A 24,296-nucleotide genomic window follows, 5' to 3' on the forward strand; every position below is an offset into this window, starting at 1 on the left:
TGTTGCAGTGGCAGTGAATCAAAAACTGTGCTGATCGGCACAGCATAATAGAAAAATATGTCGAATAATAAGCCACTTATAAAAATCACCCCATGACCTGCCTGCAAATGCGATTTTGTGATCCTTATGTTGACGACCCACCGAATTTTGCCAGCAACCTCCGCTTTCCGGCAGCCATCCAAAGGCTGACGAAAAGCTGCCCACCGTAGACTGCCGGTAATCGGGAAACCGCCGGTTTCCTGTTGGCCTCAACCTTACGAAGGAATAACAATGAACAGTGCCATCATTGCAGGTATTTTCTGGCATCTGGTGGGTGCCGCCAGTGCCGCCTGTTTTTATGCTCCATTTAAGCAGGTGAAAAAGTGGTCCTGGGAAACGATGTGGTCAGTAGGCGGCGTCATGTCGTGGCTGATTCTTCCCTGGGCAGTCAGTGCGGTATTATTGCCGAACTTCTGGGCGTATTACGGCAGCTTTAGTTTCTCTCAACTGATGCCGGTATTTCTGTTTGGTGCCATGTGGGGCATCGGTAACATCAACTATGGTTTGACCATGCGCTACCTCGGGATGTCGATGGGCATTGGTATTGCCATCGGTATCACGTTAGTGGTGGGAACCCTGATGACGCCGCTACTACAAGGCCGCTTTGTCGAGCTGTTCAGCTCACCCGGCGGACGTATGACGCTGCTCGGCGTGTTAGTTGCGCTGATCGGCGTAGGGATTGTATCGCGTGCCGGTCTGTTAAAAGAGCGGGCGCTGGGCATCAACGCCGAAGAGTTCAACCTGAAAAAAGGGCTGATTTTGGCCGTGATGTGCGGCATCTTCTCGGCCGGCATGTCGTTTGCGATGGATGCCGCCAAGCCGATGCACGAAGCCGCAGCCAATCTGGGCATCAATCCACTCTATGTCGCGTTGCCAAGCTATGTGGTGATCATGGGCGGTGGTGCGTCAATCAATCTGGCTTACTGCTTCATCCGTCTGGCGGTAAAAACCGATATTTCAGTACGCCGTGATTTCTCCGTCGCCAAACCAATGCTGCTGGCCAATATCGCGTTTGCCGTGCTGGGCGGCACCATGTGGTATCTGCAGTTCTTCTTCTACGCCTGGGGACACGCCAAAATTCCGGCACAGTATGACTTCATCAGCTGGATGCTGCATATGAGCCTCTACGTGCTGTGCGGTGGTTTGGTTGGTCTGGTACTAAAAGAGTGGAAATCGGCGGGTCAACGTCCGGTTCGCGTTCTGTCACTGGGTTGTGTGGTAATTATCATTGCTGCCAATATTGTTGGATTAGGCATGGCAGCCTGATGTAAAGCCTGACGCCGCTACGGCACGTCAGGCTTTCACTTTCTCTGCTGAGAGTTCACGCTGCGGCAGGAAACGCTGCCGCCAGGCGCTCGGCGTTAAACCGGTTTCCCGCGTAAACACCACCGAAAAGTAGTTACTGTCATCGAAGCCGCAACGCGCGGCCACTTCACTGATTAAGCAATCCTGCGTCCGCAGCAGATATTTCGCCTGACACAGCTGTAGTTGCCGCAGATAGTGTCCCACGGTCATACCGGTTTGCTGGCGAAACAGTTGTTTCAACGCACGCTCGCTCAACTGATTCTGCTGGCAGAACACTGCCAAATCGAATGGACGGCTGATGGCACCTTGCAGCGCCGACATCAGCAGATCTAATTGTTCTCCTTCAGGTAATGCCCAAGGCCGATCGGCAGCATAACCGTGACGGCGCAGAATCAATGCTAATTGCAAAAACAGCGCCTCAGAGAGTTGAATCGATAGCGAATCACTTTTGCGGCTTTCGCGTTCCAGCTGGCTAATCACACCGCGCGCTAACGCCATCCCGCGGGTGGTCAAACGCCAGCAGCCCGGCGAATCTTCTTCTTGCGGCGGCAACAACTGGCTCCAGTCAAGGCTAAGACGAAAGCGATCGCGGCAGTAAAGAATGTTATCCAGCGCCAGATCGTTGACGCTGTCATAACTGTGGCAGTCATTATCGTGAATGTAAAAAACGTCGCCGCAGGTTACCAACCATGGACGATCGTTCAACACATGCAGGCCGTTACCGCGCCAGACGATAACGATTTCACTGAATTCATGACGGTGCGGAGGAAAGGAGGGCTGCGGCATGCGCTCGGCCACCGCAATCGGCAGATTGGTGGCCGGAAAATAGTCTTCGCGCGTTAAGATCAGCGACATGAGGAAACGCTCCAGTTATAGCATCTGCTGGCGCTCCGCTCTGGGCGCACAGCCAAATTCCCGCCGGAACAGCGTGGAGAAGTGATTGCTGTCACCAAATCCACACTGGTAGGCGATGTCTGTAATGCGCATATCGCTATGACGCAGTAAATGCCGCGCCTGTAACAGGCGAAGCCGATTAAGGTAACGCTGCGGTGTATTACCGGTTTGCTGCTTCATCTGGCGGTGCAGAGTGCGCAGCGACAATGAAAAACGATCGGCTAATGCATCCCACACAATCTCTTCACTGTAGTGCTCATTGAGCCAGTCGAGCAACCGATGTAAGCGTGCTTCCTGATCCTGTAATTGATCGTTGTGAGCCGCTTCGCGCAACAACACCAGCAGTTGCAGAAAAAGTTGCTCCTGGCGTGCGTGACGTTCCAGTGACCACACATCTTGCTGCTTCATCTGCGTAACGATTTGTAGCGCCTGCGCCATCACCTTGTGATTAATGCGCCAGTGCGACGCGTAGTGATCCTCTTCTTCGCGCGGCAGGAGCGCCTGCAAACCCGAGAGAAAACGAAATGACGCCGGACTGCGATACAGCACGTTGGTTAGACACAAATTTTCCGTTTGCTCATAAAGATGACGATCGTGATCGCGCACAAAGCACACGCATCCTGCGGATAAAGCTTGCGGCTGACCGTTAAACACATGAATGCCAGAACCTTGTTCCACCAACACGATTTCATGGAAATCATGATGGTGCTCCGGAAATGCCTGCTGCGGCACACGCGGCTCGATGGCGATGGCGTAATTCCCTTCAGGGAAGAAATCTGCGCTATGTAGAACGGTCATGTTTCGCCTCTTAATTAACTCAACCGTTGCCGAGTCTACGCAGGCGCCCCGCACCTTACCTTGAATTTTCATCTTAGTGACGCAGGAAAATGGCTAATTTTTCAAGATCTCACCGGCGATTGACAGAAATGCGGCAAGGCTCACATCTCGCCACTTGTGTGGTTCTGTGAGCTTTCTCACGAACTTCTTTGTCAGCCTGCCAGTGACTATTACGCACTGGCAGTAAGGGGAAGGTGGCAAAAAGCGGAGATTTCTAATCTGTAGTCATCTCATTACAGGAAGAACACGCCATGAGTATGCGTAACATTGTTGCCATTGATTTAGGCGCATCCAGCGGGCGCGTGATGCTCGCACAATGGAGTTCAGCGAATCAGCAGATCAGCCTGCGCGAAGTGCGTCGCTTCACCAATCAGCGTGTGCGCCGTGCAGATTATGATTGTTGGGATTTGGAGCGACTGGAGCAAGAGATTCGTTTAGGGCTGGCCCAGCTTGATGATGAAGGCATTGTGCCGGACAGCATTGGCATCGATACCTGGGGCGTTGATTTGGTGTTGCTGGATGCCAACGGTAAACGCGTCGGCGAGGCGGTAAGTTATCGAGATAAGCGTACAGAAGGGCACATGGCTCAGGCCATTAACGATCTCGGCAAAGGTGCAATCTATCAGCGCACCGGCATTCAATTCTTGCCGTTCAACACCCTTTATCAACTGCACGCACTGCATCAGCAGCAGCCAGATTGGCAGGAAAAAGTGCAGTATGCGCTGATGATTCCTGACTATCTGCACTATCGCCTTACCGGCCAGATGAACTGGGAATACACCAACGCCACCACCACACAACTGCTCAATATTCACAGCGGCGAATGGGACAGCGATTTGCTTGCGTGGGCTGGCGTGCCGGCTAAGTGGTTCGGCAAACCCACATCGCCAGGTAACACTGTCGGTAACTGGACCAGCGCCAGCGGCAACCACGTTCCGGTGATCGCGGTTGCGACTCACGATACGGCGAGCGCGGTTTTGGCCACCCCGTTAATGCAGGATGATGCCGCTTATCTCAGCTCGGGAACCTGGTCACTGATGGGGATTGAGAGCTTGCAGCCTTGTGTCAGCACGGCGGCGCTCAATGCCAACGTAACCAATGAAGGTGGAGCAGAAGGCTACCGCGTTCTGAAAAACATTATGGGTTTGTGGCTGCTGCAACGTGTCTGCACCGAGCTGCAAATTACCGATCTCTGTTCGCTGATCAAAGAAGCCGCAAAAGAGCCCGCCTGTCGTGCGCTGGTTAACCCCAATCACAGCCGTTTTATCAATCCAGACAGCATGGTTCAGGAGATTCAAAACGCCTGCGCCGAACAGAACATGCCCGTACCGCAGACGCCGGCTGCGCTGGCTCGCACCATCTTCGACAGTCTGGCCTTACTCTATCGCCAGGTGATTGGCGAACTCGCCACACTGCGCGCGGCACCGCTGCGTCAACTGCATGTGGTGGGCGGCGGCAGTCAGAACCCGCTGTTAAATCAATTGTGTGCCGATGCCTGCCAACTTCCGGTATTGGCGGGGCCGATTGAAGCCTCGACGCTCGGTAACGTCGGCTGCCAGCTCATAGCCTTAGGCGAATTGCGTGACGTGAGTGATTTACGCCGCTGCATTAGCCAAAACTTCCCGTTAGAAAAATTTGAACCGTTGAACAACAGCGCCTTCGCTGCCCATCAGGCACGCTTTGCCGCGCTCAGCCAACCTGCTAAGGAACTTGCATATGACTAAGCTGATTGAACAGGCCTTCGAACTGGCCAAACAACGCTACGCCGCCATCGGTGTGGATGTGGAACAGGTAATGGCACAGCTGGATGGCATTCCGGTCTCGATGCACTGCTGGCAGGGTGATGACGTGCGCGGCTTCGAAAATCCGAACGGTGAACTGACCGGCGGTATTCAGGCTACCGGCAACTATCCGGGACGTGCACGTAATGCTGATGAGCTGCGCTCTGATGTTGAAAAAGCGATGTCACTCATTCCGGGTGCTAAACGCCTCAACCTGCATGCGATTTATCTGGAGAGCGATAAGCCGGTCGACCGTGATGCGATTGAACCGAAACACTTCAGCAACTGGGTGGAATGGGCCAAAACGCACAAGCTGGGCCTCGATTTTAATCCAAGCTGTTTCTCCCATCCGCTGAGCGCCGATGGCTTTACCTTGTCACACGCCGACAAAGGGATTCGTCAGTTCTGGATCGATCACTGCAAGGCCAGCCGTCGTATCTCTGCACACTTTGGTGAGCAACTGGGTACCGCATCCGTTATGAATATCTGGGTGCCGGACGGAATGAAAGATCTCACCGTCGATCGTTTAGGACCGCGTCAACGCCTGGCGAGTGCGCTTGATGAAGTAATCAGTGAAAAACTCAATCCTGCGCACCACATTGATGCGGTAGAGAGCAAACTGTTTGGCATCGGCGCAGAGAGCTACACCGTGGGTTCCAATGAATTCTGCCTGGGTTATGCCAGCAGCCGCCAGACCGCGCTGACTCTGGACGCCGGCCACTTCCATCCAACCGAAGTGATTTCCGACAAAATTTCCACGGCCATGCTGTATGTGCCGCGCCTGCTGCTGCACGTAAGCCGTCCGGTGCGCTGGGACAGCGATCACGTGGTGATTCTCGACGATGAAACCCAGGCCATCGCTACCGAGATCGCGCGTCACAAATTGTTCGACAAGGTGCACATCGGTCTCGACTTCTTCGATGCGTCGATCAACCGCATCGCGGCGTGGGTAATTGGGACACGCAATGCCAAAAAAGCGCTGCTGCGTGCTCTGCTGGAACCTACCGACCAGTTACGCAAGCTAGAGAGCGAAGGGGATTACACCGGCCGCCTGGCGATGCTGGAAGAACAAAAATCGTTGCCGTGGCAAGCGGTGTGGGAAGCCTGGTGTCTGCGCCACGATGTCCCTGCTGATGCCAGCTGGCTGAGCGAAGTCCGTCATTATGAACAACAAACACTGCGTCAACGTTAAGGGACACACCATGCAAAATATTCTCTCTTCCGCTTTTGTTCAGGGAATGGTTAAAGCGACCAGCGACATGTGGTTGAAGGGCTGGGATGAACGTAACGGCGGCAACGTCAGCTTACGTTTACTGCCGGAAGAAGTTAAAGATTTCGCCGGTGATTTCTATGCCGAGCCGCGCTGTATTGAGCTCACCAAACCTGCTCCAGCACTGGCCAATGATTGGTTCCTGGTCACCGGGTCGGGTAAGTTTTTCCGTAACGTTCAGCTCGACCCGGCCGACTGTCTGGCGCTGCTTCATGTGGATGACAAAGGCTTGTCATACAAAATCCATTGGGGTTTGAGTAACGGCGGCCTGCCAACATCAGAGTTGGCAGCTCACTTCCAGTCGCACAGCGTGCGCAAGCAGGTCTCAAACGGCATTGATCGCGTCATCATGCATTGCCACGCCACCAACTTTATGGCGCTGAGCTATGTGGTCGATCTGGATTCCGCACGATTCACACGCCTGTTGTGGGAAGGCAGCACCGAATGTCTGGTGGTGTTCCCGGATGGCGTAGGTATTCTGCCGTGGATGGTGCCCGGCACCGATGGAATTGGTCAGGCAACGGCAGACGCAATGGCAAATCACAGCATTGTGATGTGGCCGTTCCATGGCATCTTTGGCGCGGGTCCAAACCTCGACGAGACTTTCGGCCTGATCGATACGGCGGAGAAATCCTCCGAAGTGGTGGTAAAAGCGCTGTCAATGGGCGGCATTCGTCAAAGCATCACCACTGAGCAGCTGATCGCGCTGGGTGAACGCTTCAACGTTAAGCCGTGGCAAGCCGCGCTGCAGGCGGAGCGCAGCGATGTTGCGTAAAGCCTTTGTGATGCAGGTGCATGCACACTGCCACGATGAGTATCTGCGCCGTCATACGCCAATTTGGCCGGAGCTGGCTGAGACGCTAAAAGCGCATGGCGCGCACAATTACGCTATCTGGCTGGATGCTGAACGCAATCTGCTGTTTGCCAGCGTGGAAATTGAGTCTGAAGCGCGCTGGGAAGCAGTGGCAAAAACGGAAGTGTGTCAGCGCTGGTGGGCATCGATGAAGGATTTAATGCCATCGAATCCGGATAACAGTCCGGTGAGTGCAGCGTTGAAACCGATGTTTTTCCTGCCTTAACGCTCGCTCACCTCAGTATTTGTATGGAGGCAATAATTTTAGGCCGACACGGAAGTCGGCCTGAATTTTATTTGGTGCTCAATTCACAATATCCCGCCAGAGCGGGCCAGATTGCCATCTGCGTATCCACGATCTGGTCAAGGTCCTCACGATTAGCGCCTTCACGCGCACGCACCGACATTCCCTGCAGTAAACACGCCAGGTAGCGGGCTAACCTTGCACTATTGGCACATTGCGGTAACTCGCCGCGCTGCTGCCGGGTATCAAGAAATGCTTTTAACGCTGATTCCTGCGCGTGATGCTGTTGAGCCAGCATTTGCGCCACTTCTTCTGAGCCGGAAGAGAGCGCGCTCGAGGTACAAATAAAGAAACAGCCAGCAGGCTTATCACATTCGGTGAAGCATGCGGCGGTTGCGCGAAAATAGGCTTCAATGGCCGTTTTCACGTCTAAAGCATCATCATTTAGCACGGCGTTGCGCTGCGCGCTGAACGTTTCAATGTATCGCTGCATCGCCGCACGGAATAACCCTTCTTTATTTTCAAACTCAGCATAAAGGGTTGGGGCCTTAGCGCCGGTAGCGTTAACCAAATCGGACAGCGAAGTGCCTTCATAGCCATGCGCCCAGAACAACATCAATGCCTTGTCCAGGGCATCGTTGCGATCAAACACTTTCGGACGGCCGCGCATTTTCCTGTTCACCACATCGATAACTTCTGTCATTGGGCACCTCAAAGCGTAGAAACACCCCATTAAATTACCGATCATTAAATAAATATGCAAGCGCAGCCCGGAATGAGTCTATTCGTCTTTGCCCGTTTGTGCTTTTTGCTGGCGAAAGCACCCAAATGGATAAGTCAAAAAGGGCTGGGAAGCCCATAATCACGCCACTTCCGATTAAAATAATGACCGTTAATAAAATGATTGACGCGCGGGTCCATTCGGCAGTAGCATTTAATTAACGGTTGTTAACTTAATCGCGACCGACCCCAATTCACCTGTTTAAGAGAGCAAAATTATGAAAAGCATCAAACTGACTTTGGCCGCTGTAGCATTGTCTTCAATCGCGTTTGGTAGCATGGCTGCAGACTTAGTAAACGAAGCGCCGTTGAATCAACAACAGATTGGTGTGGTTAGCGCATCAGGTAGCACTAACCTGACATCGCTGGAGAATCAGCTAGCGGAAAAGGCCAGTGCTGCCGGAGCAAAGTCATTCCGCATCACTTCGACCTCTGGCAACAACAAGCTAAATGGCACAGCAGTAATTTATAACTAAGAGAATTGAGCGGAGGGCAATTAAGCATTCCGCAGGAAGTGAATAAAAGGCTTCAGAAGATAACCTTCTGAAGCCTTTTTTTTATCCGTTAGAACGCAGCTGTGGATAGCGGCGGAAGATAGCGATACACCAAAACAGTGCGGCAAGGCCAATAATGCCGCCGACGTTACCAACATCCGACATTTGCATATGCAAGCTGACCTGATTACCGAGCAGCGCACCCGCGCCGATACCGATGTTATAGATACCCGAGAACAGCGACATCGCGACGTCGGTGGCATCCGGTGCCAGCGCCAAAACGCGCACCTGCATCGCCAGACCAATCATCATCATTGCCATGCCCCAAATGATGCACAGCATGGTGATTGCAGCGGGACGTACTGCAGCAAACACCAGCAAGCCCATGCTTAACGTGATCATCGCAATTGCGGCGATCAGCATCGCAGAAGGGAATCTATTGCCCAGCGTACTAAACAGCACGCTGCCGAGAATGCCCGCTGATCCAAACAGCAGTAACAGCAGCGTGGTGAAATTATCATCGGCATTAGCCACCACCTGCATAAACGGTTCGATGTAGCTGTAAGCGGTGTAATGCGCCGTCACCACCACGGTAACCAGAACGTACATTGCCACCAGCGCCGGACGGCGGAATAGCATCGGAACGCTGCTCAGTGAACCCGTGTGCTCGCTCGGCAGACGCGGCAGTATGCGCATCAGCAAAATCAGCAATACCAAAGCAGACAAGCCGATCATGCCGAAAGTAGTGCGCCAGCCAAGATATTGACCGACGATACGCCCAATCGGCACGCCCAGCACCATCGCCAGCGCGGTACCGGTTGCCAGCATACTCAACGCCTGAGTTTTCTTGCCTGCAGGCGCCACGCGAATGGCCAGCGAAGCGGTAATTGACCAGAACACGGCGTGCGCTAAGGCAATACCGATGCGCGAGATAACCAGTGAGGTGAAATCCCATGCCAAAGACGAGAGCACATGGCTGGCAACAAACACAATGAACAACACCGCCAACAGCAGGCGACGCTCAATATTGCGCGTTAACAGCATCAACGGCAGTGACAATAGCGCGACAACCCACGCGTAGATGGTCAGCATAATGCCAACATCGGCAGTCTTCATGTCATAGCTGGCGGCGATATCCGACAGCAGACCGACAGGCACGAATTCTGTGGTGTTAAAGACAAAAGCAGCAATAGCCAGCAGTACAACGCGTAGCCAGGCCGTTTTACGGGAAACAGTAGTAGATTGCATGGAGTTCAAATCAGTCAGACGGCAAATGAAAGGGCAAAAAGCACCCCAGAAAGTGACCGGAGTCACAAATTGCCGCTATTGTGGAGCATTAATGAGCGGAGGGAAACCGTTTGTCGGGCTTTTATTACTGAATATTTTTTATCAAGAGTGGCGTAATTAATAGCCTGAGGTTTTTACGCTTTCTGTCATCAATACGAGAGCGAGCAAGATTAACAACGGGGGAGAAAGAGGCAACTGGACCTGACGCCACCTTGAACGCCTTAAGGTCCAGTTATTATTACACTTAAATTTATAATTATTATGAAACGCCGCAGTGCTGCTTAACAAAAGAGTTAGGTCTGCTGACCACTCTCACATCATGATTATCAGAGTCGCACCATATGTTTTAGTGCCACACTATTCTGAGTCGTCATGTTTTTTTTTAACCCCACCGGACAGCAGTGCTCGCAGCCCAGCGCGCTGGCATAAAATTTACGCGCTTGCTGAATGGCGGCATTTGGCGTGTAGAAAGTCCCAAGGAAACGGCGTGCCTCATCGGCGGGTAGGTACGGGCATCCCGTTGCGTGTACTACATGGTTGTCGTTATAGCCGGCATGCTTATCGACGTAATAATAGAGTCCCATCTATCGTCCTCATTGCTGTGAAATAATAAAAGTCTAACTATTGTTGGAATGGAATGAATTATAGCGACGATTGGCCGTTTTGTTTTATCTGGGACTGTGAGATCACCGGATGGCGTGGACTTGATGAGAGAACGGGGCGCATTAGCCCCGTTTAACAGATGAAAGGTATTACAGTTTCCGGCACTGCAATCGCCAGCCGACCAACAAAGCCATTAATAATAGCAAGCTAATGAATGCCGTAACGCCCATCCAGCCATAGCTGTGCCAGAACACGCCGCCCAATGTACCCGCCACGCTGGATCCAACGTAATAGCTAAACAGATAGAGTGACGATGCCTGGCCTTTAGCCCGACGCGCACGCGGGCCAATCCAGCCGCTGGCAACAGAGTGCGCCGCAAAAAATCCGGCGGTGAACAACATCATGCCGGGTAAAATCAGCCACAGTGAGTTAAACGCCGTCAGCAGCAATCCCGTCAGCATAATCGCAGTTGCGCCAATCATCACCGGACCGCGTCCAAAGCGGCTGGTCATCGCGCCGGCTTTCGGTGAACTCCAGGAGCCGGTCAGATAGACCACCGACAGCAATCCCACCACCGCCTGGCTCAGCGACCAGGGCGCACTCAGCAGGCGATAGCCGATGTAGTTGAACAGCGTGACGAACGCGCCCATCAGCAGGAAGCCCTCAGCGAACAGCAGCGGTAATCCTTTATCGCGCCAGTGTAAACGGAAGTTGATCAGCAAACTACGCGGACGCAGCGAAGCTGGACGGAAATGACGCGATGCAGGCAGGATTTTCCAAAACATCAGCGCGCCCGCCAACGCGAAACAGCCAATCACGCCCACCGCAACGCGCCACGAGAAGAAATCGGTCAATACGCCCGTCAACAGGCGTCCGCTCATGCCGCCAATCGAGTTACCGCTGATGTACAGCCCCATGGAAAAGGCGATAACGCGTGGATGTATCTCTTCACTCAGATAGGTCATGCCAACCGCCGCAACCCCGCTCAGCGATAAGCCAATCAGCGCGCGCATCAGCAAAATCCCCTGCCAACTACTCATGGTGGCGGAAATCAAGGTACAGATAGCCGCGAGCAACAGCGCGGTAACCATCACCGATTTACGCCCAATCGCATCCGACAGCGGCCCGGTAAACAGCAATCCGAATGCCATTAAGCCGGTCGATAGCGAGAGAGAAATACTGCTTTGCGCTGGAGAAACACCAAACTGTTGCGATAACACCGGCAAAATGGGCTGCACGCAATACAGCAGGGCGAAAGTGGCAAGACCGGCAGAGAACAGCGCCAGCGTAACGCGCATAAATTGCGGCGATCCGCGTTCAATCCATTCTGAAGGGGTTGCAGCTGGAGCAGGCTTTACGGACAACTCGTCTTCATCGAGTATCACCGCCTGAGAAGAGCGACTCACGGAACATCCTCGTTTGAACAATCATGCCGTTACTGTAGGAAAGGGCGAATAGGTTGTACAATATATTAATAATCTCAAATGAGACTTTTAAAGTATGAATGTTGAGTTGCGTCATTTACGCTATTTCGTTGCCGTCGCGGAGGAACTGCATTTTGGCCGCGCCGCGCAGCGCCTGAATATTTCGCAACCGCCGCTGAGTCAGCAGATCCAGCAACTGGAGCAGGAAATTGGCGCCCAGCTGTTTACCCGCACCAATCGCAGCGTACAGATCACGCCCGCCGGCGCGCTGTTTTTGCAGGATGCGCGTGCCATTTTGTTACAGGTGGAGCAGGCCACCCGCCGCGCCGCACGCGTGCATAGCGGGCAGGAGGGCGAGTTGCGCATCGGCTTTACCTCCTCAGCGCCGTTTACCGGTCTGGTTTCTGACGCGCTGTACCAATTCCGTCAGCGTTGGCCAGAAGTACACATTCAGATGCAGGAGAACAACACGCGGCAGCAGCTTGCGCCACTTCATGATGCTCGACTCGATCTTGGTGTGATGCGCAATACGCCGCTGCCCAGCGATCTGCAGCACCGCGTGTTACTGCGTGAGCCGCTATGCGCGGTAGTGCATTGGGCGCATCCGCTGGCCGATGCAGAGTCGATTTCCATTCAGGCATTAGCCAACGAGCCGTTCGTATTTTTCGATCCGCAAGGCGGCACTGCGTTGTACGGTGAAATCCTGGCGCTGCTGCATCGCTATCAAATCAAACCTTTTATTACGCAAGAAGTGGGCGAGGCGATGACCATCCTTGGTCTGGTGGCGACCGGACTCGGCGTTTCGATTCTGCCGGCGTCATTCAGCCGTGCACGTCTGGCTGATGTGGTGTGGATCCCGTTGCAGGAGAGCGACGCGATTTCTGAAGTTTGGCTGGTCTGGTCAGCGACGCGAGAACCGACGGCGCAAATGACCAATATGATGTCGCTGATGCTGCAAAATGCAGAGAATTGAGTCCGCAGTTGAATGAGGGCCCAAACTTTATGTGCGATAAATCACATTTCTAATCAAATATTTGACGCTGCTGGTCAATCTGCATCACCATAGCTGCTGTTTATTTAGAAGCGCGAAAATAATGGGAGCTGGGCGTGAATCTGTACAGTCAACCTGGTCATATTGATCAGATAAAACAGACCAACGCAGGTGTGGTTTACCGACTGATTGACCTTTACGGCCCGATTTCGCGTATTGAGCTTTCTAAACGTGCCCAGTTAGCACCCGCCAGCATTACCAAAATCGTGCGTGAAATGCTCGATGCCCATCTGGTTCAGGAAACTGAATTTCAGGAGCCGGGCAGTCGCGGTCGTCCCGCGATTGGTTTGATCCTCGATACGCTCGCCTGGCACTATCTCGCCGTGCGCATTCAGCCCGGATTTATTACGCTGACGCTGCGCGATCTCAGCAGCCGCGCGCTGCAGGAAGATCGCCTGCCGCTGTACGCCAGCGCCGACAAACCACTGCTGCAAACCTTGCACGAGACAGTGAATGACTTCTTTATTCGTCATCAAAGCAAGCTGGAGCGTTTGACCGCCATCGCCATTACTTTGCCGGGATTGATTAACGCCGCTTCTGGCGTGGTCCATCGCATGCCGGGTTATGACGTGCAGGATATGCCGCTGGGAGAAACGCTGGCGCAGCGCACCGGTCTGCCGGTGTTCGTGCAGCATGATATTTCCGCCTGGACGTTAGCCGAAGCGCTGTTTGGCGCATCCAGTGGCGCGCAACATGTGATTCAGATTGTGATTGATGAAACCGTCGGCGCGGGCGTGATCAGCGGCGGACAACTGCTGCACAAAAATGGTCGTACGCTGGTGGAAATTGGTCATACGCAAATCGATCCTTACGGCCAGCAGTGTTATTGCGGCAATAATGGCTGTCTGGAAACCGTCGCCAGCATCGGAAGCTTGCTTAATCTCACCGCCCAGCGTTTGACGTCGCAGCCGGACAGTGTATTGCATCAGACGCCGTTGACGATTGAGAGCTTATGCGCAGCCGCGCAGCAGGGCGATCGCCTGGCGCGTGATGTGATTGCGGGCGTCGGACACCATATTGGCCGTATGCTGGCGATGATGGTAAACATCTTTAATCCTCAACAAATCCTTATCGGTTCGCCGCTGAATCAGGCCGCCGATGTGCTGTTCCCTGCGGTGAGCAGTACCATTCGACAACAAGCCTTGCCCGCATATAGCAGTGAAATCCAGCTCACACCAACGGCTTTCAGCGATCCCGGCACCTTTGGCGGCGCCGCACTGATAAAAGACGCGCTCTATAGCGGCCATTTATTGGTAAAACTGTTGCAGGGATAATTACAGCTCACCTTAAGTTTGTCCTAACGCAATCTGCCCGCGAAAACATTTCCTTAAACTGCCTCCTTCGCACGTTACACATCGCTTTAATGAAGGAGGAGAATGGTGAAAACGCTTTTTGTCACCGGTACCGACACCGCGGTGGGTAAAACCGTGGTATCACGCGCGTTATTACAGTGCTTTGCCAAGGCGAATCTGTGCGCCGCAGGCTTCAAACCTGTCGCCAAAAGCGCGCAACTCACATCTGAAGGCTTACGTAATAAAGATGCTCTGTTATTACAGCAGGCTTCAGGTCTCGCTCTAGATTATTCCGCCGTCAATCCTATAGCCTTACAAGAGGATGAAATCAGCACCAGCGCGTCGCAGCGTATTGATTATCCATTGCTCAGTCGCAGCCTGAACGATTTGCAGCAGCGTGCCGCGCGCGTGGTGGTGGAAGGCACCGGCGGCTGGCGCAGTTTAATGAACGATTTACAGCCTTTGTCCCACTGGGTGCGGCAGGAACATTTGCCGGTTGTGATGGTAGTCGGCATTAAGGAAGGTTGCATCAGCCACGCTTTACTGACCGCCGAGGCGATTGCGCAGGATGGATTGCGACTCGTGGGTTGGGTAGCCAACCGTATTAATCCCGGTCTGGCGCATTACGCTGAAATTATTGATGTTTTGAGAAACAAGTTAGGTGCACCTTTATTAGGCGAGTTGCCTTATCTGCCGCGCGCAGAACAGCGGGAACTGAGTAATTATCTGGATATTTCACTGCTCGATGACAATTTTACGCACGACAACAGTGCAAAGCCTGCGGCCTGATGAAACAAAAAGCCGCAAATGATCAATGGCTGAATCTAAGATTTCAGATTCAGCCTTCCTCTTTACTGAATTAATTGCCAGAATATTCAATATCTTACTTCCAATTTTTAATAAACCCCTTGTTCTGGCGTGATTCATGCATCAGCAGCTCTGATGAATATCTTGCCGGAGCACCTGTATGTCGCAATCAGATGAGAAAGGTTTGTTGTATGGGCTGAATGACCGCATCGGTCCATTGCCTGCATTTTGTGCCGCACTGCAACATGTGCTGGCCAGCGTAGTGGGCATCATTACGCCGCCGCTGATTATTGGTTCCGTGTTGGGATTACAGGCATGGATCCCTTATCTGATCAGTATGTCACTGCTCGTTTCCGGTCTCGGTACTTTCCTGCAGGCGCGCCGCTTTATGGGCATTGGCGCAGGCATGATCTGCCTGCAGGGCACCAGCTTTGCCTTTCTCGGGGTGATTCTGTCGGGCGGATTGATGGTCAAAGCGCGCGGCGGATCGCCAGAAGAGATCATGGCGATGATCTTTGGCTGCAACTTAGTAGCGGCGATGATTCCGATGTTGATCAGCCGCTGCATCGCGCCATTACGCAAAGTGTTGACGCCGGTGGTTACCGGCACCGTTATTACCTTAATTGGTATCAGCCTGATCAAAGTCAGCATCACCGATTGGGCTGGCGGCCATAACGCCAGCGATTTTGGCGCGCCCGGCAATCTGGCGCTCGGTGCCTTGACGCTGCTGGTGATTATCGTACTTAACCGTTCGCAAAATCGCTGGACGCGGCTGGTTGCGGTGGTGGCCGGCATTGCTGCGGGCTGTATCGCCGCAGCGTTAACCGGCCATCTCACCCTTAAGCCAATGGATGATACGCCGTGGCTGGTAATGCCGGCGCTGTTCCGTTTTGGTTTTGCCTTTGACTGGACCATCTTTATTCCCATCGCGCTGGTATCGGTGATAGCCGTGATTGAAGCGGTGGGCGACCTCACGGCGAACTGCATGTTGTCGCAGCAGCCGATTGAAGGCGAAGCGTTTGAGCGCCGCATGCAGGGCGGTATTTTCGCCGATGGCATCAGCTGCTTGCTCGCCGCCGTGTTCTCTGCCTTTCCCAACACCACTTTTGCGCAAAATAATGGCGTCATCCAAATGACCGGCGTTGCCAGCCGTTATGTTGGCATGGTGATCGGCGTAATGCTGGTGCTGCTCGGTATGTTCCCGGCGATTGGCTACATGCTGCAGCAGATTCCACCGCCGGTGCTGGGCGGCGCGACCATCGTGATGTTTGGTAGCGTGGTGGCTGCCGGTATCCGCGTGATGACGCAAACGCCGCTTGGCCGTCGCGAGATGCTGATTGTTGCCGTGTCGTTTGGTATCGGTTTGGGTGTCGAAGCGGTACCTGAAGTGCTGAAACAGTTCCCGACACTGATTAGCAACCTGTTTGGTCACGCGGTGACTACTGGCGGGATACTGGCGATTATTTTGAATGTCGTGCTGCCTTCAGAGCGCAGCGAAGCAGTGGCGGCAAAAACGGCTGAGGAGTCGCGTTAACAAAGCGCACGGAGTCAAATAGCCGAGGGGCATATGGCAGAGGAGTAAAGCATCCCGCGCCAGGGAAGGCGCGGGCTGAGCCTCAGGGATGATTTATGGCGACTTTACGATCTGCCATATGCCCCTCGGCGACTGCTTAAGGTTTTACGGATTCAACCGACGGCGCGTACGTCCAGAACTGAGATAATCGGCAATGTAATCCTGCGATATCTCGCCGCTATAACGACCTTCCTCATCGACGATCGGCATCCACACCGTGTTGTGCTCATAGAGCTTCGACAGCACCACGCGCAGGTTTTCTTCCGCTTTGCCGGTCACTTTAAAGGTATGCAGCATCTCTTCGCAGCGTCCCGTGGCGCCGCGCGCTTCACGACGCTTCACAAATCCCAGTGGCTTGCCATCTTCATCAACCACCGTCACCGAACGCATATCGTTATCGTCCATGGTGGCGAAGGCCTCCTGCAGTGGCGTATTACGCTGCACGGTGATGGTGGGCTGCTGATCGGTGACATCGCCGGCCTGCACCAGCAACAAACGTTTCAGCGTACGGTCCTGACCGACAAAGGAGCCAACAAAGTCGTTCGCCGGTTTGGCTAACAGCTCATCCGGGCTGGCGCACTGCACAATTTTGCCCTGACCAAATACCGCGATGCGGTCGCCGAGCTTCAGCGCTTCATCAATATCATGGCTAACCAGCATCACGGTCTTCTTCAACTGGCGCTGCATCTCAAGGAATTCGTTCTGAATCACTTCACGGTTGATTGGGTCGACCGCGCCGAAAGGTTCATCCATCAGCAATACCGGTGGATCCGCAGCCAGCGCGCGAATCACGCCAATACGCTGCTGTTGACCGCCGGACATTTCGCGCGGATAGCGATGCAGGAACTTGGTCGGATCGAGCGCCACCATGCTCATCAATTCCGTGGCGCGTTCACGGCAGCGCTTCTTATCCCAACCCAACATGCGCGGCACCACGGTAATGTTCTCCTCGATGGTCATATTCGGGAACAGACCAATCTGCTGGATGACATAGCCAATATTGCGGCGCAGGGTGACGGTATCTTGTCCGCTGGTGTCTTCACCGTTGATCAAAATCCTGCCGCTTGAGGAGGGAATCAAACGGTTAATCATCTTAAGGGTGGTGGTTTTGCCACAACCCGATGGGCCGAGCAGCACGCACATTTCCCCGGCAGGCACTTCAAGGCTGACGTTGTCCACGGCATTGAGTGATGTGCCGTTCTTTTGCGTAAAGGTTTTCGTCAGGTTTTCCAGTTTTATCATTATCGAATCCCCTTAGGAGTCAGCGCCGACTGCAAACGGTGTAGCAGCCAATCAAGCACAATCGCGAGCAAACAAATCATCAAGGCACCGGCAATCAACATGCGCACATCGCTGCCGCTGATCCCGTCGAGCAGTTGCAGGCCCAAACCACCTGCACCAATCACGGCGGCAATCGCCATCACGCCGACGTTCATCACCACCGCTGTACGAATACCGCCAAAAATCACCGGTAGCGCCATCGGAATCTCGACCCAGCGCAGACGCTGCCAGAAGGTCATGCCAATCCCGCGACCGGCTTCACGCAGTCCGGGAGACAAATTCTCCAGCGCGGTGTGGGTGTTACGCACAATCGGCAGCAGCGAGTAGAGGAACACGGCGGTGATAGCGGGAAGGGCGCCAATGCCCTGACCGATCATAGAAAACAATGGAATCATCAAACCAAACAACGCGATGGTGGGAATGGTTAACACAATGGTGGCGATGCCGAGCACCGGCGTGGCCAGCCACTTAAAGCGCACAATCAAAATGCCCAGCGGTACGCCAACGATAATGGCGAAACCGACCGCCACCAGTACCAGCCACGTGTGTTGCCAGGTGAGCGTCATCAAGGTGTGCCAGTTATTCATGATGTAATGCAAGGTATCCACAGCGCCTCCTTACAGCATGTTCTTGGATTGAAGGAAATCACGCGCCACCTGTTGCGGCGACTGATGATCAATATCGACACGCTTATTCATCTCGGTGATCGCTTCGTCATTAATCAACGCGGAGAGCTGATTAAGCGCCGTATCCAAACCCGGATGGCTCTCGAGCACATCCTGACGCACTACGGGCGTGACGTTGTAACTTGGGAAGAAGTGCTTATCATCTTCTAACACTTTGAGTTCGAACCCTTTCACGCGGCCATCGGTGGTGTAGATCAAACCGGCATCAACAAAGCCATCGCGAATCGCGTTGTAAACCAAGCCGGGATCCATCTGGCGAATCTGCGGACGATCGAGCGGCATGTTGTAGGCTTTCTGCAATGGCTTAAGACCATCGGAGCGGCCCGAGAATTCCAGGTCCAAACCCAGTTTCCAGTTATGATCCGGATCGTTCTTGCGTACCTCTTCCAGCTTCGCCACCAGTTGCGACATGGTGTTGATGCCTTCTTTCTCCGCACGATCGCGTTGCATGGCAAACGCATAGGTATTGTTCATCGGTGCAGGATTGAGCCACACCAGCCCTAACTTCGCATCCAGCTGTTTTACCGTTTTATACGCGTCTTCGGTCGACATAGGCTTATTGATGTGGTTAAAGATGATCAGCGAAGTACCGGTGTATTCCCATGTCATATCAATCTGTTTATTGATCATCGCGTTACGACCAATAGTGGTGGCGATATTGGTCTTGGGAATCACCTGAAAACCTTTCTTTTGCAGCCAGATTACTGTCATCGCGGAGAGGATGTGCTGCTCCGTAAAGCTCTTAGTTGCCATGGTAATCGGTGTTGCAGCCGCAGCGCTTTGGCTGATTGCCAGCGTCGCGGTGAGTGCCAGCGCAGTACGTTTAACCCAGCGCGCCAGTTTGTTGGCAGTGGCCATCACAAAGCTCCTTGTGTTAAGCCGCAGAGTGCGGGCTGAGATAACGTCCCAATGCCGCGAGCAGCATGTCGAGCACCAGCGCAACCAGTGCGGTGGCCACAGCGCCGAGGATCAGCGTAGGGAAGTCGTTGAGGTAGATGCCGGGGAAAATCAGCTCACCAAAACTGCTGGCACCGATCAGGAACGCCAATGGCGCGGTACCGACGTTAATCGCCGTGGCGATGCGCACGCCTGCCAGAATCACCGGCAGCGCATTGGGAATTTCCACCTGACGCAAACGCTGAAACTTCGTCATACCTATACCGTTGGCGGCTTCAATCAGCGACGGCGGTACCGCGCTTAAACCGGCAAAAGTATTACGCACAATCGGCAGCAGCGAGGCGAGGAACAGGGCAATCAGCGCGGGACGATCGCCGATACCGACAATCACCATCGCGAGCGCCAATACCGCCAGCGGTGGCAGCGTGTTACCCACGTTGAAAATTTGCATCACGTACTCTGCCCAGCGACGAGCGAACGGACGGCTAAGCAGGATGCCGCTGGGAATGCCCACCAGTAACGCAAAGAACATTGACCAAAACACTAAAAACAGATGCTGCTGCCCGAGATAAACCAAATCTTCCCGCCGGTCGCGCAGCGTGTTCAGCCCCAGCCCCCAAACCAGCAGGGCAAGCACCGCAACAATCGCGAGCAGAGCCAGCCCAGCGCGGCGGGCGAGCGATGCATTTTGCATAGCCAGTGTCTCCCTGATTCAAGAAATCGTTCGATAGGTAATGTCATTCCCAGGATGGCGGCGCAGTGTTAAAACGCACACATACGAAAATCCTTCACCCCGTTAAATTGCAGTTAAAATGACTGTTATCAGATGCTTTTTCAGTGAATATCTGGAAAGCACCGCTTAGACCTATAGCAATGCTTGTCGATAAGCGCTAGTTTTTGCGGCAAAATCAGACAGATAGAATTAATAAAAAACGCCATCTAACCCGCGTGGAATAAGGCATCATCCGACAATAAAAAATTTTCATCGAAATAAGTGACGTCGTCACAGATGGGGCGCACGTAGAGGAAACTGGTTTGGTGAATTTTCAGCTAGCCTTATTAGAAATTAAGGAGACGTATGACTGAAACTGCAGAATTGAACACGGAACATCGCCACTGGATTCTTATCGGCTGCATGCTCGCTATGTTTATGGCGGCGATTGAAGTCACCATCGTGGCCACCGCCATGCCGACCATTATTGCCGATCTTGGCGGCTTTTCGCAGTTTGGCTGGGTATTTTCCATCTATCTACTGACGCAAGCCGTCAGCGTGCCGCTGTATGGCCGACTGGCAGATATGTGGGGCCGCAAACGACTGTTGTTTATCGGTGTTTCGCTCTTTTTAATGGGATCGATTCTGTGCGGATTTGCCCACAGCATGGCGTGGCTGATCCTGTTTCGCGCTTTTCAGGGGTTAGGTGCCGGCGCGATTATGCCGCTAACGTCCACCATTGTGGCGGACGTCTATTCGCCGCGCGAACGCGCCAACGTACAGGGCTGGCTCTCCAGCGTCTGGGGCGTGGCGGCAATCATTGGTCCGCTGAGCGGCGCGTGGCTGGTGCAGCACTTTAGCTGGTCGGTGATTTTCTGGGTCAACGTGCCGATTGGCGCCATCGCCATGCTGCTGCTGGCGCGTTTTCTTCCATCGCGTGAACAAAATCAGGCCACCACGCTCAATCTCACCGGCAGCTGCTGGCTGATGATCTGCGTAACGGCGTTGCTGGTCGCGCTGCTGCAGGCAGAAGTGCTCGGTTTCTGGCTGGTGCCGTTCCTGCTGCTGGCGGTCATTGCTGCCTGGCGTTTAAAACAGCATGAACAGCGTGCTGATGCGCCGCTGTTCCCGCTGGAAATCTGGCGCAGCCGGCTCATCGTTGCTGGCAACATCGGCAACCTGATCATCGGTGCCAGTATGATGGGCATCAGCGCCTTTCTACCAACCTGGATTCAGGGCATCACCGGCGGCACGCCGCTGCAGGCCGGCAGCGCACTGGCGATGATGTCGATTGGCTGGCCGCTGGCCAGTACATTGAGCGGTAGGTTGATGCTTATCACCTCCTATCGCTTCACCGCGCAGTTGGGCGCGCTGCTGCTGATTGCGGGCAGCGCATTACTGCTGCTACTGCGCAGCGACAGCTCAATCGTGCAGGCCGGATTCACCGCCTTTGTGATTGGCACCGGCATGGGCATGACCAGCACCACGTTTCTGGTATCGGTACAGAACCATGCGCATTACGATATTCGCGGCATTTGCACCGCCTCAATCATGTTCAGCCGCATGATCGGGTCGGCGATTGGTACCGCGTTATTGGGCGCGGTGCTGAACCTCAATTTGTCTCTGCGTCTGCCGCAGGCCGACGATCCGATGCAGAAAATCATGTCGCCTGAAAGCCGTCAGGCGCTGTCGGAGGCGACATTGCATGACTGGACCGGACAAATCGCCAGTTCTTTACATTGGGTGTTTGTAGTGTCGTTGCTGATTGCGCTACTAACGTTGTGGGTGGCGTGGATAATGCCGCGGCAAAGGCCGGAAGTGGAGTAAAAGCAGGGCGGCCAGAGAGCCGCCCGAAAGTTTACTGCGCTGGCGTATCCTGAGAGCTGCCCGCGCTGTCTGGCACGGTGCTGTCACCATCACGGCCATTTTTCTTGTAGACGATTTTCTGTGTGTCGTTCTCACAATGACCCACAACCTGGCCGCCGACCTGATCGGCTTGATCATTGGCCACGATATCCAGCGTGAAGTCCGATTCGGCGACGCCGTTGTTAATGATTTTTTTGCTGATGTCCGCTTTGACGCTTTCACAAGACGCCTGCGCCAATACCGGCAGCGACAAGATCGCCATCAGCAGAACTGCATTACGTTTTTTCATCATTCACTCCTTTGGTCAGAAATCCTGTCAAAACTATAGCAGTGATAAACGATTAAGGTGCAATTGGACGTCCGGTGCGGCGGTCGAGGCAGCGCAGCGTATTCGGTTCCCAATAGGCGTTAACGTTGTAGCTCTTTTCGCAGGAATCGCGGGTATCAAAGGCTTTGTCCGCTTTATCAAACTCTTTCTCAACGCGCGTATTGACCTTATTACGCAGGTTTTTGGTATCGTTCCACTGCTCTTTGCTCTGGCGCGCGGCTTCATTACTGGAGGCGCTGCTACCATCTTCAATAATCAGGCGTTCGGTTTTGGCCGCAGCGATGGGCGCAGCCATTAACAGGCTCGACGTCACCACGGTAGCCAGCAGGGCGGAAAACAGTTTTTTCATCGTCATTTCCTTCAGTTAACACCAGCACAGCCGGGATCGCGGCTGTAACAACCATGGGCGCTAGTATATCATCGCTGCTTCTTTGCTCACCAGCGGTGAGCGCTTTGTTTAGCTTAGCGAGAGATTTTCTATGCTGGTCAAAACCGCCTTGCTGTTTTTTATCACTGCGATAGCGGAAATTGTTGGCTGTTTCCTGCCGTGGCTATGGTTGAAGAAGGGCATGACGGCGTGGCTGCTGGTGCCGGCCGCGGCAAGTCTGGCGCTGTTTGTCTGGTTGTTGACGTTGCATCCCGCCGCGAGCGGGCGCGTTTATGCGGCCTATGGCGGCGTATACGTGCTTACGGCGCTAATCTGGCTGCGCGTGGTGGATGGCGTAAAACTGAGTACGTGGGATTGGGTCGGCGCGCTGGTCGCCTTGAGCGGCATGTTGATTATCGTGACCGGTTGGGGCCGCGCGTAATCATCGGCCACACCGGCGTTCGATATTAGGGGAAACATCCCGATGAGGTCGTCGCGGCGAAAGCCATCGGAGCGCCTCACAGGATGGTCGCCCCGTGTATTTCGATTAACCTTTATGCACCTTCAGTCCCGCGGTGGTTTGCGTGACCGGCATAATCTCCAGCGTATTGATGTTGACGTGCTTCGGCAGCGTCGTCACCCAATACACCGCTTCGGTGACATCTTCCGCCGTCAGCGCGGTGGTGCCTTCATAAACCTGGCCCGCTTTATCGTCATCGCCCTTGAAGCGCACGTTTGAGAACTCGGTACCGCCCACCAAACCTGGCTCGATATCGGTCACGCGCAGCGCGGTGCCGTGCAGGTCGGTACGCAGATTCAGGCTGAACTGGCGCACGAACGCTTTGGTCGCGCCATACACGTTGCCACCCAAATAGGGCCAGCTGCCGGCAATCGAACCGATATTTACGATATGACCGACGTTGCGCTCAACCATTGCAGGCAGCACCGCACGCGTCATGTACACCAAACCTTTGTTGTTGGTGTCGATCATATTTTCCCAGTCTTCGATATTGGCTTTGTGCGCCGGTTCCACACCCAACGCCAGGCCAGCATTGTTAACCAGCACATCAATATTGCGCCAATCAGCGGGCAGGGAGGCGATCGCTTCATCGATGGCAGCGCGATTACGCACGTCCAGCTGAACGGTATACAGATTGTCGCCCAGCTCATCTTTCAACTCTTTTAAGCGCTCAGCGCGACGTCCGCTGGCGATCACTTTGTGACCTGTAGCAATGAAGCGGCGGGTGATACTTTGACCAAAACCAGCAGTTGCGCCAGTAACAAAAATAATCATCTCACTGTTCCTTATACGATTTCAGGTTATCAGCCACACCTTAGCATTAACCTCGAACCCATGCTCATGAAAACCAAAAGCAGCGTGTTGCAGGATTTTTCCTGCACATTACGAGTGCAATGGCGCACCACAAAGACGCATCTCAACAGGCGATTATCACGCCATGCGCAGTAAAACTCGCCGCAATGTTAAATAGCAACCGTTTGCGATAGCAGGCAACCGGTTGCGCATACGTTTGCTCACCAAGCTTGACACAAAAACCCACCAAATCAACCTATTATATTGAAAGTAAACAGTATTTTTTGTTCTTTGCATTGGCATGCGCTTTGCA

General features: G+C 53.8%; 25 protein-coding genes. 12 read left to right on the plus strand and 13 right to left on the minus strand.

Features of this window, described 5'->3' with window-relative positions; genetic code table 11:
• Positions 1 to 270 precede the first annotated feature (270 nt).
• Positions 271 to 1,305, plus strand: coding sequence for an L-rhamnose/proton symporter RhaT (rhaT, locus tag K5Y30_RS02230; protein ID WP_222210390.1), 1,035 nt, complete (start codon positions 271 to 273; stop codon positions 1,303 to 1,305).
• Positions 1,306 to 1,332: 27 nt separating this feature from the next.
• On the opposite strand, the gene rhaR is transcribed toward rhaT, so the two are convergent.
• Positions 1,333 to 2,199, minus strand: a complete 867-nt coding sequence (gene rhaR / locus K5Y30_RS02235; protein ID WP_137385833.1) for an HTH-type transcriptional activator RhaR — start codon at positions 2,197 to 2,199, stop codon at positions 1,333 to 1,335.
• Positions 2,200 to 2,214: 15 nt separating this feature from the next.
• Positions 2,215 to 3,036, minus strand: a complete 822-nt coding sequence (gene rhaS / locus K5Y30_RS02240; RefSeq protein ID WP_222210391.1) for an HTH-type transcriptional activator RhaS — start codon at positions 3,034 to 3,036, stop codon at positions 2,215 to 2,217.
• A gap of 290 nt (positions 3,037 to 3,326) precedes the next feature.
• Between rhaS and rhaB the strand changes: the two genes are divergently transcribed.
• Genes rhaB through rhaM form a run of 4 tightly spaced genes read left to right on the plus strand, consistent with a single transcriptional unit; the run spans position 3,327 to position 7,205 of the window.
• On the plus strand, positions 3,327 to 4,799 hold the full coding sequence (rhaB, locus tag K5Y30_RS02245) for a rhamnulokinase (RefSeq protein ID WP_222210392.1): 1,473 nt from the start codon (positions 3,327 to 3,329) through the stop codon (positions 4,797 to 4,799).
• A complete protein-coding gene (locus K5Y30_RS02250) occupies positions 4,792 to 6,048 on the plus strand; it encodes an L-rhamnose isomerase (RefSeq protein ID WP_176970493.1) in 1,257 nt (418 codons plus the stop codon). Before rhaB ends, K5Y30_RS02250 begins: the two co-directional genes overlap by 8 nt.
• 10 nt (positions 6,049 to 6,058) lie before the next feature.
• On the plus strand, positions 6,059 to 6,901 hold the full coding sequence (rhaD, locus tag K5Y30_RS02255; RefSeq protein ID WP_222210393.1) for a rhamnulose-1-phosphate aldolase: 843 nt from the start codon (positions 6,059 to 6,061) through the stop codon (positions 6,899 to 6,901).
• Positions 6,891 to 7,205 (plus strand): L-rhamnose mutarotase, encoded by a 315-nt coding sequence (gene rhaM / locus K5Y30_RS02260; RefSeq protein ID WP_008108878.1) that lies wholly within the window; start codon positions 6,891 to 6,893, stop codon positions 7,203 to 7,205. Before rhaD ends, rhaM begins: the two co-directional genes overlap by 11 nt.
• 67 nt (positions 7,206 to 7,272) lie before the next feature.
• On the opposite strand, the gene K5Y30_RS02265 is transcribed toward rhaM, so the two are convergent.
• Positions 7,273 to 7,926: a TetR/AcrR family transcriptional regulator gene (locus tag K5Y30_RS02265; protein WP_222210394.1), complete on the minus strand. Its 654-nt coding sequence runs from the start codon at positions 7,924 to 7,926 to the stop codon at positions 7,273 to 7,275.
• A gap of 295 nt (positions 7,927 to 8,221) precedes the next feature.
• Between K5Y30_RS02265 and K5Y30_RS02270 the strand changes: the two genes are divergently transcribed.
• Complete coding sequence (locus K5Y30_RS02270) at positions 8,222 to 8,479, plus strand: YdgH/BhsA/McbA-like domain containing protein (protein ID WP_101764345.1); 258 nt, start codon at positions 8,222 to 8,224, stop codon at positions 8,477 to 8,479.
• 81 nt (positions 8,480 to 8,560) lie between these two features.
• On the opposite strand, the gene K5Y30_RS02275 is transcribed toward K5Y30_RS02270, so the two are convergent.
• The 3 genes from K5Y30_RS02275 to K5Y30_RS02285 all read right to left on the minus strand — a co-directional run bounded on the left by K5Y30_RS02275 (position 8,561) and on the right by K5Y30_RS02285 (position 11,793).
• On the minus strand, positions 8,561 to 9,745 hold the full coding sequence (locus tag K5Y30_RS02275; protein ID WP_222210395.1) for a sugar transporter: 1,185 nt from the start codon (positions 9,743 to 9,745) through the stop codon (positions 8,561 to 8,563).
• A 365-nt stretch (positions 9,746 to 10,110) separates the two neighbouring features.
• Entirely contained in the window at positions 10,111 to 10,368 is a 258-nt protein-coding gene (locus K5Y30_RS02280) for a hypothetical protein (RefSeq protein ID WP_101764347.1), read from the minus strand.
• A 168-nt stretch (positions 10,369 to 10,536) separates the two neighbouring features.
• Positions 10,537 to 11,793: an MFS transporter gene (locus K5Y30_RS02285; protein WP_222182148.1), complete on the minus strand. Its 1,257-nt coding sequence runs from the start codon at positions 11,791 to 11,793 to the stop codon at positions 10,537 to 10,539.
• 94 nt (positions 11,794 to 11,887) lie between these two features.
• Here K5Y30_RS02285 and K5Y30_RS02290 point away from each other — a divergent pair, with 94 nt between their 5' ends.
• The 4 genes from K5Y30_RS02290 (at position 11,888) to K5Y30_RS02305 (ending at position 16,495) form a co-directional block, all read left to right on the plus strand.
• Positions 11,888 to 12,784, plus strand: a complete 897-nt coding sequence (locus K5Y30_RS02290) for a LysR family transcriptional regulator (RefSeq protein ID WP_137385824.1) — start codon at positions 11,888 to 11,890, stop codon at positions 12,782 to 12,784.
• A 134-nt stretch (positions 12,785 to 12,918) separates the two neighbouring features.
• Entirely contained in the window at positions 12,919 to 14,136 is a 1,218-nt protein-coding gene (locus K5Y30_RS02295; RefSeq protein WP_222210396.1) for an ROK family protein, read from the plus strand.
• Positions 14,137 to 14,238: 102 nt separating this feature from the next.
• A complete protein-coding gene (gene bioD / locus K5Y30_RS02300; RefSeq protein WP_222210397.1) occupies positions 14,239 to 14,943 on the plus strand; it encodes a dethiobiotin synthase in 705 nt (234 codons plus the stop codon).
• 178 nt (positions 14,944 to 15,121) lie between these two features.
• Entirely contained in the window at positions 15,122 to 16,495 is a 1,374-nt protein-coding gene (locus K5Y30_RS02305) for a nucleobase:cation symporter-2 family protein (protein ID WP_222210398.1), read from the plus strand.
• Positions 16,496 to 16,639: 144 nt separating this feature from the next.
• On the opposite strand, the gene osmV is transcribed toward K5Y30_RS02305, so the two are convergent.
• From osmV to K5Y30_RS02325, 4 genes are read right to left on the minus strand one after another with little or no spacing between them, the layout of a single operon-like run.
• A complete protein-coding gene (gene osmV / locus K5Y30_RS02310) occupies positions 16,640 to 17,776 on the minus strand; it encodes an osmoprotectant ABC transporter ATP-binding protein OsmV (protein ID WP_101764353.1) in 1,137 nt (378 codons plus the stop codon).
• A complete protein-coding gene (gene osmW / locus K5Y30_RS02315; RefSeq protein WP_064738719.1) occupies positions 17,776 to 18,423 on the minus strand; it encodes an osmoprotectant ABC transporter permease OsmW in 648 nt (215 codons plus the stop codon). Before osmW ends, osmV begins: the two co-directional genes overlap by 1 nt.
• 9 nt (positions 18,424 to 18,432) lie before the next feature.
• Entirely contained in the window at positions 18,433 to 19,359 is a 927-nt protein-coding gene (locus tag K5Y30_RS02320) for a glycine betaine ABC transporter substrate-binding protein (RefSeq protein WP_008108905.1), read from the minus strand.
• Positions 19,360 to 19,375: 16 nt separating this feature from the next.
• Positions 19,376 to 20,092, minus strand: a complete 717-nt coding sequence (locus K5Y30_RS02325) for an ABC transporter permease (RefSeq protein WP_222182139.1) — start codon at positions 20,090 to 20,092, stop codon at positions 19,376 to 19,378.
• Positions 20,093 to 20,476: 384 nt separating this feature from the next.
• Here K5Y30_RS02325 and K5Y30_RS02330 point away from each other — a divergent pair, with 384 nt between their 5' ends.
• A complete protein-coding gene (locus tag K5Y30_RS02330; protein WP_222182137.1) occupies positions 20,477 to 21,937 on the plus strand; it encodes an MDR family MFS transporter in 1,461 nt (486 codons plus the stop codon).
• A 31-nt stretch (positions 21,938 to 21,968) separates the two neighbouring features.
• On the opposite strand, the gene K5Y30_RS02335 is transcribed toward K5Y30_RS02330, so the two are convergent.
• On the minus strand, positions 21,969 to 22,265 hold the full coding sequence (locus K5Y30_RS02335; protein WP_222182915.1) for a DUF1161 domain-containing protein: 297 nt from the start codon (positions 22,263 to 22,265) through the stop codon (positions 21,969 to 21,971).
• Positions 22,266 to 22,317: 52 nt separating this feature from the next.
• Positions 22,318 to 22,653 (minus strand): DUF1283 family protein, encoded by a 336-nt coding sequence (locus K5Y30_RS02340; protein ID WP_222182135.1) that lies wholly within the window; start codon positions 22,651 to 22,653, stop codon positions 22,318 to 22,320.
• 130 nt (positions 22,654 to 22,783) lie between these two features.
• Between K5Y30_RS02340 and K5Y30_RS02345 the strand changes: the two genes are divergently transcribed.
• Positions 22,784 to 23,113 carry a YnfA family protein gene (locus K5Y30_RS02345; RefSeq protein WP_192233901.1) on the plus strand — a complete coding sequence of 110 codons (330 nt, stop codon included), beginning with the start codon at positions 22,784 to 22,786 and terminating at the stop codon, positions 23,111 to 23,113.
• A gap of 105 nt (positions 23,114 to 23,218) precedes the next feature.
• Here K5Y30_RS02345 and ydfG read toward each other — a convergent pair whose 3' ends face one another.
• Positions 23,219 to 23,965, minus strand: a complete 747-nt coding sequence (gene ydfG, locus K5Y30_RS02350) for a bifunctional NADP-dependent 3-hydroxy acid dehydrogenase/3-hydroxypropionate dehydrogenase YdfG (RefSeq protein WP_222182133.1) — start codon at positions 23,963 to 23,965, stop codon at positions 23,219 to 23,221.
• Positions 23,966 to 24,296: the final 331 nt, after the last annotated feature.

The sequence above is a fragment of the Pantoea sp. DY-5 genome, from assembly GCF_019795955.1.
Taxonomy (GTDB): Bacteria; Pseudomonadota; Gammaproteobacteria; order Enterobacterales; family Enterobacteriaceae; genus Pantoea; species Pantoea leporis.

Bases quoted from the DNA above. Each gene is read 5' to 3' on its own strand.
- rhaT (WP_222210390.1), top strand. From the start codon at position 271: ATGAACAGTGCCATCATTGCAGGTATTTTCTGGCATCTGGTGGGTGCC.
- rhaR (WP_137385833.1), bottom strand. From the start codon at position 2,199: ATGTCGCTGATCTTAACGCGCGAAGACTATTTTCCGGCCACCAATCTG.
- rhaS (WP_222210391.1), bottom strand. From the start codon at position 3,036: ATGACCGTTCTACATAGCGCAGATTTCTTCCCTGAAGGGAATTACGCC.
- rhaB (WP_222210392.1), top strand. From the start codon at position 3,327: ATGAGTATGCGTAACATTGTTGCCATTGATTTAGGCGCATCCAGCGGG.
- K5Y30_RS02250 (WP_176970493.1), top strand. From the start codon at position 4,792: ATGACTAAGCTGATTGAACAGGCCTTCGAACTGGCCAAACAACGCTAC.
- rhaD (WP_222210393.1), top strand. From the start codon at position 6,059: ATGCAAAATATTCTCTCTTCCGCTTTTGTTCAGGGAATGGTTAAAGCG.
- rhaM (WP_008108878.1), top strand. From the start codon at position 6,891: ATGTTGCGTAAAGCCTTTGTGATGCAGGTGCATGCACACTGCCACGAT.
- K5Y30_RS02265 (WP_222210394.1), bottom strand. From the start codon at position 7,926: ATGACAGAAGTTATCGATGTGGTGAACAGGAAAATGCGCGGCCGTCCG.
- K5Y30_RS02270 (WP_101764345.1), top strand. From the start codon at position 8,222: ATGAAAAGCATCAAACTGACTTTGGCCGCTGTAGCATTGTCTTCAATC.
- K5Y30_RS02275 (WP_222210395.1), bottom strand. From the start codon at position 9,745: ATGCAATCTACTACTGTTTCCCGTAAAACGGCCTGGCTACGCGTTGTA.
- K5Y30_RS02280 (WP_101764347.1), bottom strand. From the start codon at position 10,368: ATGGGACTCTATTATTACGTCGATAAGCATGCCGGCTATAACGACAAC.
- K5Y30_RS02290 (WP_137385824.1), top strand. From the start codon at position 11,888: ATGAATGTTGAGTTGCGTCATTTACGCTATTTCGTTGCCGTCGCGGAG.
- bioD (WP_222210397.1), top strand. From the start codon at position 14,239: ATGGTGAAAACGCTTTTTGTCACCGGTACCGACACCGCGGTGGGTAAA.
- K5Y30_RS02305 (WP_222210398.1), top strand. From the start codon at position 15,122: ATGTCGCAATCAGATGAGAAAGGTTTGTTGTATGGGCTGAATGACCGC.
- osmV (WP_101764353.1), bottom strand. From the start codon at position 17,776: ATGATAAAACTGGAAAACCTGACGAAAACCTTTACGCAAAAGAACGGC.
- K5Y30_RS02320 (WP_008108905.1), bottom strand. From the start codon at position 19,359: ATGGCCACTGCCAACAAACTGGCGCGCTGGGTTAAACGTACTGCGCTG.
- K5Y30_RS02325 (WP_222182139.1), bottom strand. From the start codon at position 20,092: ATGCAAAATGCATCGCTCGCCCGCCGCGCTGGGCTGGCTCTGCTCGCG.
- K5Y30_RS02330 (WP_222182137.1), top strand. From the start codon at position 20,477: ATGACTGAAACTGCAGAATTGAACACGGAACATCGCCACTGGATTCTT.
- K5Y30_RS02335 (WP_222182915.1), bottom strand. From the start codon at position 22,265: ATGAAAAAACGTAATGCAGTTCTGCTGATGGCGATCTTGTCGCTGCCG.
- K5Y30_RS02340 (WP_222182135.1), bottom strand. From the start codon at position 22,653: ATGAAAAAACTGTTTTCCGCCCTGCTGGCTACCGTGGTGACGTCGAGC.
- K5Y30_RS02345 (WP_192233901.1), top strand. From the start codon at position 22,784: ATGCTGGTCAAAACCGCCTTGCTGTTTTTTATCACTGCGATAGCGGAA.
- ydfG (WP_222182133.1), bottom strand. From the start codon at position 23,965: ATGATTATTTTTGTTACTGGCGCAACTGCTGGTTTTGGTCAAAGTATC.